The following is a 14,568-nucleotide window of genomic DNA, read 5'->3' on the forward strand; positions in this document are numbered from 1 at the left end:
TTTGAAGTTATCTCTACCTTTTCCCCCACTCCACACCGTACGTGAGACTTTCACCTCATACGGCGCTCCATCTAATTTGTTTATTGTTTAATTTTTTCTAAATTACAAGCTCTTCGATATTGGTTTATTCGTTTAACTTGTTCCACAGTCAACGAGTGTTTTTGAAAGTAGGATTCAATCGTTTGTTTATTTGTCATGTGAATTAATCTATGAATTTCTTTATGAATGATTCTAAGATTTTCATACTCATCTGTTCCGCCTAATCCCTTCGGAATATAGTGGTGGCAATGTAGCTCACTTGCTGGTAAAAATTCTTTAAGTATCTCACATTTTCCATTCAACATAGAATACCTTGCCATTCGATTATCCAAGTACTCTATACTTTCATTAGGGATATTTGCAGTTAGTAGTTTCTTAATTTCGCCTAATACCAATTTATTTAACTCAATATGTTTGGCAATCTTTCGGCCTTTTTGATTGTAAGGTGTTTGGGTTTGCGTGTAATTCCATATAGTTGCTGTTTGTATATCCGCTAGTGGAAATAAGTAAATACCACATACTTTAAATGTTCGATAATTATTTTTAAAGAATTTTGTAAACACCGGAGGTGCATTGATTGGAACTTCATATTTCCCGACACTTTTTAATCGATTGAATATTACTAATGATAGGTTAAATGCAAGCTGTTTCATTTCAATATTTACATGTGTAACATACCTAAAATAGTTACGCAGTCCAAGTACATAGGCATTATATAATTGCACATTTTTCCGAGTTGATGACAACTGAATAGCTTTTATTCGCTTTTTGATCTCAAGTTTGATTTGCTTCTTTTTCTTATTTGATATCCTAGAGTTACAAACCCATTTGTTTCTTTTGGGTACTACATATAATAAATATCCTAAGAACTCAGATTTGTTTTTTCTAAGGTTGATTATTCTGGATTTTTCTGGTGAAATGTCCAACTTTAATCGTTCCTTGAGATACATTTTTGTCGCGAAAAACCATTTTTGTGCCGTTCGGAAATCCTTTGCCATAATTTTAAAATCATCTGCATAACGAACAATAAATCCTTGTTTCAATTTGGTACCTTTCATTGCTCGCTTTTGATTTGCATTATTTGTATATGGATATGATGTTTCAAAATAGTGCCATTGGCTTGCTATCCATTGGTCTAAATCATTTAAAACTATATTGGATAGTAATGGCGAGAGTATTCCACCTTGTGGTGTTCCCTTTTTTGGAATTCCAAATCCCTTAATTGGTGCTTTTAGAATTAAATAGATAAGTTTTAACACTCGCTTATCTTTAATACCCATATTCCACAATTGTTTTAGAAGTAATGTGTGATTAACATTGTCAAAGAATCCTTTTATATCTATATCTACCGCGTAATGAAAAGTATTTCTGCTTATCAAAAACATTACTCTAGAAATGGCATGTTTTGTTCCTCTCATCGGACGAAATCCATAACTATGTTCGTAAAATTTCGCCTCGCAAATCGGCTCCAAAATTTGCCTAATCATTTGTTGAATTAACCGATCAAACATTGTTGGAATTCCTAAAGGTCTTTTATCTCCATTGGACTTAGGAATAAAAACTCTCTTTACTGCTTTTGGTTTGTATATCTCTAGTTGTTTACAAACCAATGATAAGAATTCCTTTTTATACATTGGTTTATAATTATCTATCGTGAACAAATCCGTGCCAGCGGTTTTGGACCCCTTGTTAGATTTTATTGTTCGGTATGCTAAAAGAATATTGTTCTCCGAAGTAATCAATTCATATAGACCATGGAATGATTTATTTCCTTGACTTTCTTCATATAACCTATCAAATGTTTCTTGCATATTGTAATATTCCCAATATCTCATTGTTGTGCTCAACTGTGGAAACCTCCTAGGTTTTTGCCCACATTCCTACCTGACCATTGAGCTTCATTTTCTTAAAATTAAACATAAAACAAACTAGACTTGGGGCCATCCCTCCACGTTCATTAGACGCTTCAACGGTACTGTGCCCCTACCTTCACAAAAATAAAGGAATTTCGGCTAATTACCTTATATCCACCTGCCCAGTAGTAGCTGTTTTCATTTAGCAGTTTTTTGCTTCCCACGTTCCAATATATCTAGCTATTCATGATAACCGTAGGTGTTTGCTATAAGCCTGTAGAGTTTATAAGCTCATCGTTGCTTATCCCGATTTCCTACCGTCAGATTCGTACTTCTCGGTACCCTACCACACTCTTGTGTGCTATACCTTTCGGTATAGTGCAATTTTAGACCCGTACCTTCGCAAATTCGTCAGACCCATAAGGGACATTCTCACCATAGTTATCTTTTCAGCCATCCGACCTATCCTACACCATATGATTAAAAATCACTTAGGCTCGTTCAGCCGACTTCACCTAGCTTCATACACAATCTGTCTACTAACAAATCATGCATGTAGGAGTATTAATGGAGTTGTTTCAATTCAACATGACGATTTTCATTCCAACTCTCGATATATTAGTTATTGTTGCTTAAGATAAATTTCAGCAACACTCTCACTTCACGTCTAAACGCTTATAGAGAAACGTGTCGCGCCTGAAGCCTGCATCGGGTCATTTCCTGCTCCACCTGATTCCTGCATCATTTGGGCAGCCAAAATACCAACATATTGAGCAACACCATGTTTTTCTGCCATTTCTTTAATTTTAGGAAGGTATCCTGTAACTTTTGCATTAAGGTTTACAGGCTCTCCGCCAGGACTCACATTACCTACACACATACCACCAATAAATCCACCAGTAGTAGGAGCAAGATGTCCATACATTCCTTCTAACATCCCGGCTTCTAATATCTCACGAGCCCGCTCTTTTTGACTTTTACTAAACTTTGCGAGTTCCATGGCTTTCTCTAGCCCATGAGAAGATGTTGTCACTTTTTTACTTCCACTTGCATTAATCTCATCTATTTTTTTCTTAAAATCTGTATCTCCTAATATCTTTTTTACATCTGGTCCGGAGTAACTTTCAGATTTGGTTTTTTGCATCTCTTTTTTCTTTTTTTCACAAGGACCATTCGGTCCTACCTCGCATACCTCTTTTTCCGTATATTCTTCATATTGGATATCCAAGAAATATGATATAGCATCATGTGGATCTTTACCAGTCAAATCATTATCATATCGCGCCATGTCAAAAGCGACAACCTCTTTCCAATCCACATTTAGAGCCATTGAAACTTCCATATATTTTTTTACTTGTTCCTCTGTCTTATCTTCATCATCGGTAAAAGGTACAAAAGAGACTAAAATCACACACACAGCAATAATTACTCCCATTACCAAAGCAGCAGGTACTCCAACCGCTGCCACAACAGCACCCACAATTTTTAGTATACCTGCTTTTAGCATTTTGGCAGCAGCTTTCGCTGCCGCCTTTCCTGCTTTTCCTGCCAATTTTGCCATCTTCCCGCGCGCTTGCATCCCTTTTTTCTTAATAAAGTGGGAAGCTATATCTTTTAAAGGGTTACTTTTTTTCTGTTCATTTGGATCGTTAGGATTTTGACTCATAGACTTATCACACCATATTTTCCATTTTGAGAATTTCTTCCTCTTCGCTGTGCTAAGCGAGGATTTGGCGCAAATGGAATCAGATTTTGTGGGTCATGTTCTGATAAATTCAGATGCGTCTCTGTACGAACAACTTCGTCCTGTGTATGTGTTACTAACATTTCTTCTCTTGGCTTAATACTACTGTCTTTCACTTCACAAGCTCTTTCAATCCTTTGGTTTGCTTGTAAGCGCGTATCTCCTTTTCCGAACGGCGAAATACGTGACACTGTACCGTCTGTTGTTGTCGCAACCATATAACTACGATCTCTTTCTACCACCATTTGTACATTCTTATAGCCACCTTGGTCTAAATCAGACATATAGAAGTGACCATTGTCTACCTTGTGATTGACCGTAAGTGGTGGTTCATTAAATACCGGTTTCTGTTGTAACGGTCTTTGATTTTGGTTTCCTACTAATTGATTTGGATTTACATTGATTGAGCGATTGATATTGATTTTGCCACCACTTGAATCTTGTATATAGGCTGGAGATGCTTTCGTACCATTACGATACTGCGTTAATTGTCCGTCTGAAATATTTAAGTCCTGATATACCACTTGTCCAGAGCGTCTACTACTATCTCCACTACCATAACGAGATACCACTTGCGTCATACCACTCAAATCTTTTGCTTCAATCCAAGATTTATTATTTGTCGTCACAAGACGTACTGCACCTTTTACAACCGATTGCGTGCCTGTATGATCTGTTGTTGTCGGTACCATCTGTTGAATTTCCTGAATCTCTTTTGCTTCTGTACGAACTGCACTGTTATACGGATTATGTTTACTTACCATACGTGCAGTCGCTTGATAAGCACCTGCACCACCAATCACACCTGCGGCGTAACTTAAGCCTTTTGTCACATTATAATGACGCTCTGCTGCATTCCCACCTAATGATGTATTAACAGCAGCAGTAGTCCCACTTATCACTCTTTGTACTGCATTTCCTCCGGATTGTTGTACAGCACTCGCAGCACTAAAGTACGCATTTGATACCGTATCAATGCGATCCGCAAGCATAAGGTGTTTCGCACCTTCCATTACACTCATGCCAAGTTTTGTACTTTGCTGCGTCATACGTCCCACTGCTGAAGTTGGGATAGACATTTTACCAGCGCTTTGTGCAATATTTGCTACACTTGTTGATGCATCGGCATAAGAGCGTTCAATTTCCGCAACGGAAAGATCTCCCGCACGTGCGATACTCGCTTGCGTTTGTGTCGCAGCATATACAGCTTTATTGATTGCGCCACCTGTTGCAACGCCATGTGAACGAACACCTTGAATCGCACTAGTAATTCCAGAACCTACTTGTTGGCTCACCGTTCCAAGACTTGCATGGCTTTGTAAACCTTTCGTTAATTGCGAAGCAAACGCATCTTTATTAATATACGATTGATTATGTAGACTCTTACCACTCGTATCTTTTGCCTGTACAGGCATTGCTCCCGCTTGTACTGCCGCTTGTTGTGCGACTGCTTTAAATTCATTTCCTTTTTCATTCAGGTGAGACTGCCAAGCTTGCTCTTTTTGTGGTTGAGACATAGTTGGGGACAAGTTTTTCATAAAGCTTGCCTGTTGTTCTGCTGCATAGCCTTGTTTAAAGGATTCTGTAGAGGCTTGTACCAGGTTCCCAACATTACTTACTGGTTTTGCTTGCTGACTTCCTGTTCCACTTGTCAAACCGTGCGTTTTCACACCGTTGACTGCCTGCTGAATGCCTGCTGTACTGGATATCCCCATTGCATTTAAGCCAGGATTTTTTTGTAACTGTTGTGATAAATGAGAAGCGAAAGCTTTTTTATTCGTATAGTTTATACCGTCTTTTTGCTGTACAATACCAGCTGATTCCGCCGCTTGTTGCGCATGATTTTGAAATCCTTGTACTTTTTGATCTAAATGCTTATTCCATGCTGCTTCTTTTTCTTGTTGCGGCATATCTGCAGGGAATTGTTTCATAAATCCTGCCTTATGGTCTGCACTATATGCTTTCTTAAATGCAGCAGTAGAAGCACCGACAAGAGCACCGACTTGTCCCATATTTTGATGGCCACTTTCTAACGTTTCTCCTTTTACATCCTCGACTGCTTTTCCGACTTTTCCTAATGCAAGCCGAGAAGCAAACGCATCTTTATTCACATAGGACTTATCAAACAGATTGTTCCCTTGTTTGTCCTTCGCATCAACTGGCATAGCTCCTGCTTTTGTTGCCGCTTGTTCTGCGTGGTTTCTAAATCCTTGTACTTTTGTGTTCAGATGGTCGTTCCAGTGTTTCTCTTTCTCTTCCGCTGACATATTTTCTGGTAACTGACTCATAAACGTATCTTTATGGTCTCCCTCATATCCCTTTTGGAATGCATTCGTTGCAGCGTTAACTAAGTCTCTAGCGTTACCATATGGTGTAGCGGTTTTCTTCATATTTTGTAAATCTTGTTTCCGCTGATTTGAGAAACGAGACATTTGATCACTATTTGTTTTCGCTACTTTTTTAGCAATCTCTGCATCGGAAGCACCAGGGAATGCTTGTTTTAAACGACTTGCAACTGCAGAATCAGGATTATCTGCTTTCCAATTTTCAAAGTCTTTTGTAGCTAAATCCTGTGCGATATCTTCATCGGTTAATTCCGGATACGGTTCGCCATTTAGATTTGAATAGGTATCCGCACCCTTCTTTACACTCGAACCAATATGTTTTCCTAAGGCTACAGCCCCTTCACCAACTGCAGCAACACTTCTACCAGCCACTGCACCTGGAGCACTACCTAATGCACTTCCAACTTGAGATCCTGCTACCATCGCTCCCGGTCCAAGACCAGCTCCCGTTGCCATACCTGCAAGTCCTGTCGCTGCTTTACCAATTGAACTTCCAATTTGACCAGCTTTTAACATACGAGCTGCACGAGATGTTGTACCAACATCTGTTCCTAAATTCGCTCCTAATGCATTTTTCGGATTATCCGCATCTTCTTTATTATCTTTCTCTCCATCTTTCTTTTCTTTCCCTTTATCTTTTGCACTACGGTAGTCATCACGAACACCTTTAACCAGTCCAGCCACACTCGCTAAAGCACCCATTCCAAGCATAGTACCTGCTCTATGAATACCACCTGATGCATTGGTACTAAGGCCAATAAAGCTTTTCACAATTTCACCAACTGGGATAAACATCGCAAGCAATATTAATTTTATGATAGGATTTTGCGCACCCCCAATAAGTGTAATAACTAACCATAGGGTAATTGCGTGAATCGCTTGAATTAATACGGCTCCCATAAACTCACGAATCCAATATAACGTCTGTTGTTTCTTTTGTGGGAACAACCACATTCCTACCATTACAGGGCCTAGTAACATTAATACGTATAGTGTCACAGCACGCATTAAATAATAAAAGTTTGCCCAAATCATTAATCCAGCTTCAATAAATAGGCCAAATATGATAAACATATAATCATTTTTATGGTCTTTCATTGAAAGTTCTGTAATCGTCTTATTGTCAGACAGTCCATTCTTCAATAGAGGTATTTGCTGATCTGGGTTAAAATTCCCTAACGCCTCTTTAAACTCTAATATAATCCAAGAATTTAGATCAAAAATAAAATTATAAAAGAAATCTAAATGCCAGAGGCAAATCGAGATAATCATTAAGTCTTTTGCATATTCAATTAATGCCGTGCGATTATTTGGATTCAGAGTCGTTGCTGAATATTTTGCTGCTGTAATCACTACACTGACGAGGACACAAAAAGCAACAAACTTAAACATGACAGGCATACCGGTATCTAATACATTCGTAACTGCATTCTTCGCATATAAAAAATCTAGATTAGATTTATCTCCACCAAAGACTATAACTGGAATAGTATCCATAAATCCATAAATAGGCGCTAGTAGGGCCTTTACCATATGGATAATAAGGCCACCGACCCAATCTATTATTTTCTCAAGCATAATTTCACCTTCCTTTACAAAGGTACGCTACTATCCTGCGTACCCTTGTACTTTCTTCATATTGTTTAAAAGCTCTTGTAGTACCGCTTCATTCGATTCAATGAACATCATTTCTTTGTCAGATGGATCAGTTTGAATCCAAACCGAACTATCTCCTACTCGGAAAATCCCTTCTCCTTTTCCAGGGTTGTTGAGAATAATATCAAGCTCCCCAGCAGTTAGGTTAAAGTTCTCCTGGATCTTTTTCTTATCAATCTTATTTTGTTCTAAGAAGAAATAAGAGAAAGTAGATTGCAAGATACCACGAGCTTTTACATTTTCTAAAATACGAACGAAGTCCTGACTCGCCCAACACATACCAGCATTTCTTTTACGTGAACGACGTGCTACTTTTTCCAGGAAGTTAACCGTTTGTTCATAGTCGATAAACTGCCACATCTCATCGACATATAATACTTTTCGCTTGATAGCGTGTTCTGGACTCTTAATCCAATGCTCCCAAATATAGTTCAAGATAACGTGGAAAGCGATTGGTTTTAAGAATCCTTCTTCTAAATGACTAATATTAAAATTAACAACACGAGATTCATTTAACTGTGTTTCTACACCACGACAAAAATGACTTTGTCCATCAAATAATGGTTTTGAACCATCGCGTAAGAATGGTCGAATCGCAGCAATTAACTCTTCTGCCTTCACATCGTCTCCATGATGTTCTACTATGACATCGTAGATTTCTTTTAACTCTGGCTCTGGCTTTCTTACTTGAGACTGAATTAATTGTCCATCCACCTTCTTCACTTCATCTGTATATAAAGAAGAAGGATGTGAAGTAATACCATGTTTATCAAACACTTCACGGATTGCATCTTCTAGCATTGTACGTTGGAATACATTTAATCCTGGTTGATCAAAATCTTGTCCGCGTATAATAATGTCAAAGAATCCGAGTATTTCATTGATTTTCTCTAGAATCGGTACAAATCTTACATACTTCACGCCATCACGCTCTACGAGTTCTTTCTTATCGTATTGTTCAAGTGCTTCTAGTTCTTCATCTTTATCCGTAATCTGAAGTTCTGTTACAGCGATTGCACAAGGGTTGATAATAATATTACTTTCAGGTGAAATATTTAAATTAATACCACCTAGACGTTTTGTAATTTTTACGAATTATGATGATAGGTAAAGCTTTGATGTAATCTCCACCTTTTCCCCCACCTCACACCGTACGTGCTAGTTTCCTAGCATACGGCGTTCCATCGTATCCAACTGACTCTATAAATTAATTTATATTACTATCGGTTCATTGCCAGCTTTGGTTCTTAGCACATTTAATTTATCCATTTGCTTCTCGTTAAGATTGAAAGACCGAAGGTATCGTTTAATCTTGGTGTGATTTGTCATGTGTATTAGCTTGTGTATAAACCAATCTACAATAACCAAGTTGTTGTACTTGTCGTTCCCACCTTGGTTAATGGGAATAATATGGTGACAATGTACACGATCAACACCGATTTCTTCACCGGTTATATAACACTTTCCATATTGAGCAACGTATTTAGATATCCGATTATCGTTGTACTCAATACTTCTACTCTTCGAGTAGGTGTTCATAACTTGATTAAGAACATCTTTTGGTATTGCTCTCAAATTACTATGCACTTTGTTACGTCCTTTCTCTGTATAATTACAGACAACCTGTGAGAAATTCCACGGATTTTTATGATGCACACCTGTAATTGGTAAGAGCGGAGTTCTTTGCACAACGTAAATTTTAGAATTTGGTTGTATTCCTCTGGCTTTCTTTTTGAAATTAGCAGATGTGTTACAAAATTTTATGTGCTTCATTTTATACCTAAGTCTGACTCTTATGGTTTTCCAAAGAGTATACTTCACCACTGTTAAATCCATATAAATTGTGACTGCGTATTTATAATAATTCTGTACACCAATAAGAGCTATGTTAAACTTGTTAACACTTTCTGAAGTAGGTACTTTTTGAATATCTTTGATTTTCTCTTTCAATAGTCGTTTCGTTTTAGTAACAGCCTTGTCAGACATACTGGTTTTAGCAATATATCCGAATTTGGCTTTACCTTGTTGTACAACTTTGATTTTAAAGCCAAGAAAATCCGATGCATTCTTCTTAAGATTAACTACTTTAGATTTATCTGGATTGATTTCCAATCCCAAACGGGATTGAAGAAAGTCAACAGTCGCATGATAAAAGCGTTGTGCTTCCTCATAAGTTCGGCACATTATTTTGAAGTCATCAGCATAGCGTACGATGTAACCACATTTTAAGTTTGTATATTTCCTGGCATACTGCCGAAATCCTAAATGCTTAGTAGAAATTCTATGAGGTTTATAGGTTTCCCATTGACTACTAACCCACCAGTCCAGTTCGTTTAGAACGATATTTGAAAGTAAGGGAGAAATAATCCCTCCTTGCGGAGTTCCTTTACTAGGAATACCCTCTCCTTCAATTTCAGATTTTAGGATTTTCGAAATAACACATAAAAGCGATTTATCTCTTATTCCCAGTGTCCACATTTGTTTTAGCAATTTTCCGTGGTCAACGTTATCAAAGAAACCTTTAATATCAATGTCAACACAGTAATGTTGGTTCCCTATGTTGATTAGGCTTACCACTCTACTAAGAGCATGATGGGCACTTCTGTTTGGTCTAAAACCATAACTATGGTTATGGAATTTCGCTTCATAAATAGGTTCTAATACTTGGAGAATAGATTGTTGTACCAACCTGTCCCAAATTGTAGGAATACCCAGAGGTCGCTTTTTGTCACTTCCCTCTTTAGAAATAAAAACTCTTTTAACAGCTTGTGGTTTGTAATCACCTAAACGTTTTCTGACTTCATGAATAATCTTTGTATCATTTAAATGCCAAATATCTTTAATAGTTAAATTATCAACTCCAGGAGTTTTACTCCCCTTATTGGTTTTAATGTTGCGATATGCTAATCGAATATTTTCTTCAGAACCGATAATGTTAATCAATTTGTAAAAATTGTTACCGTTAAGACTACTGGAATATAATTCATCATACTTACTTTGCATGTTGTAATATTCATTGTGTCTTAGTTTGGTTTTCTTTAACATGGACTGTAACCTCCTTTCAGTTTCGGGAGAATTACATCTCTTTAGTCTTACTCGAAACCATGTTAACCGTAAGTAACTGTCAGTCTTCAATCGACTAGTGGCTATCCCTCTGCGTTCATTACACGCTTCACAGGTACTGTGCCACCACTTTCACTGCCATAAATCTAGGTTATACATCTAACTAATATCATTAGTGTTTTCCCTAGAACCACTTCACAGGGATGCAAGCCCTCGGTGTCGGCAGCTTACCACGTTCCATCATTCCTATCTGTACATACACTGTTAGGTTTCCCCTATGAGCCTGCTACCTTGATATTGCCTATAACAATATATGGACTTTCATAAAGGAGAGTTTTACTCATCCACAGTAGCGACACTAATTGTGTCAGCATACCTTTCGATATGCTCCCGATATAGGCCCGTACCATCAGAGATTCGTCTGCACTACTAAAAACTCGCTAATAGTTTATCGTGCATCCTAACCATAAGTGTTTTATAGACTTCCGGCTTATAGGTTACACCGTCCACCTCTGGACGGCTTTCGTGTCTCTAAGACTTACGGTAACTCTCAGCCGACTTCACCGAGCTTCATACAGTAAGGTTCTTGCTAACTTCACTGCATGTCGAAGGATTAAAGGAAGCCCTTCAAGGCGTTACCCTATCGTTTGACTTCTCGGAATGATAGTTCACTGTAGAACTGTAAGTTCGACAATGCCCAAGCTTTTCACTTAGGAACGTGTCGCGCCTCCTTCTGGATCGATAATCATTGCATGCGTATCTGCAAGTGACGTTTCACGAGCTAACTTCATTTTTAAAAGTAAACTTTTTCCGGAACCTGAGATCCCCGTTACACCAATGTTATAGTTTGGCGGGCGATAATCTGCATTACCAAATGAATTCAAAAATTCTACTTGCCCAGTAATTTTATTCTTTCCTATTGGTATGCCACCATTAAATCTCCCGGATCCTGATACAAATGGTGCAAACGTACATAATGCACGTCTATCGATATTTCGATAGGTATCTTGTAAGGTATTTGGTGCGCCTAATGGCATAACCGCTTTCAAACCACTCTTCACACGGTTCCAAGTACTCGCTATCTTAAAGTGAGATGCTTGCATTTCATCTTCAAGATATTCACATAAAACGTCTAATTCTTTCTTTGATTCTGCATACGCAACAGCCATCGTACTCACCATATAAGAGTCGTTTTCATTGAACTGGATTTCATCCATTAAATTGTTTGTATCTTGAATTTTTGCATCTAAGTCTTTTTCTTGGTCAATGTTTCCTCGTGTACGTTGGAAAGAAAGATTGGAACGTAACATTGTCAGCTGCATATCTAATGATCGCATTGCCTTAGCTTTTGGCTCTTTATGAATATCAATCATGACATCCACTTCCCCAGCCGAAGTTAACATGTTGAGCCAATTGGTTTGCATCATACGTGGGTACCCATCACGTGGAATATAAAACGGACGGAAGAACGTATTACTTCCTAAAGATTGTTTAATAACTCCATAATCTTCTGCATCAATTTTCATACCTTCTGGAGCAATAACATCAAACACTGTTGTTTGATTGTCTAATTGCGTCGGTACTTCTTCTTCCAGCTCTTCCTCCTCTAGCTCCAATTCATCCTTCTCTTCAGCTTCTACTTTTTTCTTTTCTTTTTTCTTTTCCTTTTTCTTTTTTCCGAATAACTTCATGTTTATGCCACCCCATTATTTGATTTTTCTGCTTTTTCTTCTGCTAGCACTTTCTTCATTAACTCTAGTTTTCTTTCATTTGTTTCCCCTGTTGAATAGAGCGAGAAATTCTCGTTTTCAATTAAATCCTGGAAACGAGCTTTTACGGCTTTCCGACGGTTAAACGCTACATATAAAAGTTCTATTAATTTATCTTTCGTTAACATTTCTACATTAATTTTTGCTTTCGATAGTAGATTTCGAGAAGCATTATAACGGCGATATAATTCGTTAAACGCCTTATCCACAATCTTTTCTTCCAACTCTTCCTCTGTATCAGCCGTAATCGTACTAATATCAACCTTGTATGGGTAAATTAAATAACGTTTTTGTTCATATCGAGGTTGCGAACGTTGCCAGTACTCTAAGTTATCGATAACTTCTTGTCCATATAGAACCGTCTCTGGTGTAAGGTCCTTCGCACCTTTCATCGTTTCTGTCATTTTTCGTACAGGATCTGTTAAATCTACGAACTTACTCTGAATATATACTTTCGTATTAAACTCTAATGTGGTTAACCATGATTCAATTTTGATATCAATCGCTTCTTGTTCCATATTGGAAAGTAAGTAATAGTTAACCGGATGCGCTTCCGCAATTAGGACAAATGTGTCATCATGATACCGAATCATATGATTATCAATTTCTTTAATGTCTTCTACAAAATCTCGAAAGAAATCAACATTATCCTCATCAATTTCCGATTCAGCAGGCGTATTCTTTTTGTTTTTCTTTCCAGATTTTTCAGCAGTATGTTTCTCTATTCCACCTTGCTTTTTCCCCTTTTTCTTAGAACCAAACAGCGGTTTCCCATTCATTTTCCGATAAAAGAAAAACCCTACAATGGCTATCGCCGCAAAATATATCATTTCTAACATTTACAAATTCTCCTTTGCCCATGTAGTTGGCTCGTACCCTTTTCTCCACTTGCCTTTTTCGGAGCGGCTACGCATTTTGATAAGTAAAAATCTATCTAGATACATGTGTTGTTTTTCTTTATAAATAAAAGCAAACGCTATAACACCTATTACCGTTGGTAGTGCTAAAATTAAGCAAATAAAAAATGCTACTACCGCATCAATAGGTGCAAATAGTCGCCATAAAAATGGTACATATAAATAAAGGGATGCTCCGCCACCCAATAGATAAATCAATTGGCGTTTGCTCAGCACACCTAATAGTGTTTTTTGTTCCGAAGTCATATCAACAGGAACGGTTACTTTTCTCATTCTTTTTCCTCCCTTGTATAAGAGAAGCTCTCCCCACATCGAGGAGAGCTTGTACAAACTCTTATGTTAGATTGTCGTAACCCAAGCAGCGATATCGTACGCTTTAATCATGACAAAGCCTCCAATTGCCGCGCAAGCTAAACCAATCATAGCTTGTGTACGGTTTTCAGGGTTCTTCCCTTGTGCTCCAGATAGTTTAATAGCTGCAAACACAACGCAAGCTGCTACCCAAATTCCCCCAAAACCAATTAAGGTTTTCACCAAAGTGTTCATGCTTTTTTGAACGGTTTCAGCATTACCGCCACCACCATTACCACCAAGCCCTTTCGAAAAACTACTTTTTGCCAGTAAGAAATCTCCTACTGATGTTGTCATAAGTTTTGCAGACAACCAATTCAACATAATTCCTGCACCTCCGGGTGTTTTTGCTCGCAAAACGCAAAAAGACCCCAATACACGCACACGTCCCCTAAGGACATGGCGCATATTGAGGTCTTCTCTTATATGCGAACTGATTAATTTTATATTTTATTGTAAAATCTTATTACGTTTATATTATAGCAATACGATTTCTAAAATACAACCCCTTATTTACATCAAAAAACAAAATGAATCAGTAAACTGTATTCTAAATAACTAGCTATATTCAATTTTTTAAGACATATCGTTTTTCCTGAATGGTACAATAAAGGAAAAATGAGACTTCTTCATGGGTGACTTAATCAGTGATGTAACGATTCGTAAAAACTTTAGGTTATTGAAAAAAGTGTGATTTGAATCATAAATCCGCCACAAATTGAACCATAATATTGCCATGAAGCATTATTTTTAGAGAACATTCTTGTAATAATTGCAACATAAACTTGCCTCAAAAAAAGTAGTAATCCATCTCAAACATTTTAAATCAAA

The 14,568-nt window shown here is 37.6% G+C and carries 6 protein-coding genes and 3 pseudogenes; all 9 read right to left on the reverse strand.

Features of this window, described 5'->3' with window-relative positions:
* Positions 1 to 80: 80 nt before the first annotated feature.
* A complete protein-coding gene (gene ltrA, locus QCI79_RS29580; protein ID WP_000108316.1) occupies positions 81 to 1,886 on the reverse strand; it encodes a group II intron reverse transcriptase/maturase in 1,806 nt (601 codons plus the stop codon).
* Between the two features lie 703 nt (positions 1,887 to 2,589).
* Positions 2,590 to 3,558: pseudogene (locus tag QCI79_RS29585) on the reverse strand (lysozyme family protein); the annotation flags it as partial.
* Entirely contained in the window at positions 3,555 to 7,559 is a 4,005-nt protein-coding gene (locus QCI79_RS29590; RefSeq protein WP_087997929.1) for a TrbL/VirB6 family protein, read from the reverse strand. The pseudogene QCI79_RS29585 and the gene QCI79_RS29590, both read right to left, overlap by 4 nt.
* A 30-nt stretch (positions 7,560 to 7,589) precedes the next feature.
* Positions 7,590 to 8,732, reverse strand: a pseudogene (locus QCI79_RS29595) (VirB4 family type IV secretion system protein); the annotation flags it as partial.
* A 117-nt stretch (positions 8,733 to 8,849) separates the two neighbouring features.
* Complete coding sequence (gene ltrA, locus QCI79_RS29600; protein WP_021728119.1) at positions 8,850 to 10,682, reverse strand: group II intron reverse transcriptase/maturase; 1,833 nt, start codon at positions 10,680 to 10,682, stop codon at positions 8,850 to 8,852.
* 746 nt (positions 10,683 to 11,428) lie between these two features.
* A pseudogene (locus QCI79_RS29605) lies at positions 11,429 to 12,295 on the reverse strand (hypothetical protein); the annotation flags it as partial.
* 98 nt (positions 12,296 to 12,393) lie between these two features.
* A complete protein-coding gene (locus QCI79_RS29610; RefSeq protein ID WP_000891999.1) occupies positions 12,394 to 13,308 on the reverse strand; it encodes a hypothetical protein in 915 nt (304 codons plus the stop codon).
* Positions 13,309 to 13,659, reverse strand: coding sequence for a PrgI family protein (locus QCI79_RS29615; RefSeq protein WP_021728120.1), 351 nt, complete (start codon positions 13,657 to 13,659; stop codon positions 13,309 to 13,311).
* A gap of 66 nt (positions 13,660 to 13,725) precedes the next feature.
* On the reverse strand, positions 13,726 to 14,145 hold the full coding sequence (locus QCI79_RS29620) for a hypothetical protein (RefSeq protein WP_044798332.1): 420 nt from the start codon (positions 14,143 to 14,145) through the stop codon (positions 13,726 to 13,728).
* Between the last annotated feature and the right edge of the window lie 423 nt (positions 14,146 to 14,568).

Origin of the sequence: Bacillus cereus group sp. MG1 (genome assembly GCF_040460035.1) — a bacterium.
Lineage (GTDB): Bacteria > Bacillota > Bacilli > Bacillales > Bacillaceae_G > Bacillus_A > Bacillus_A cereus.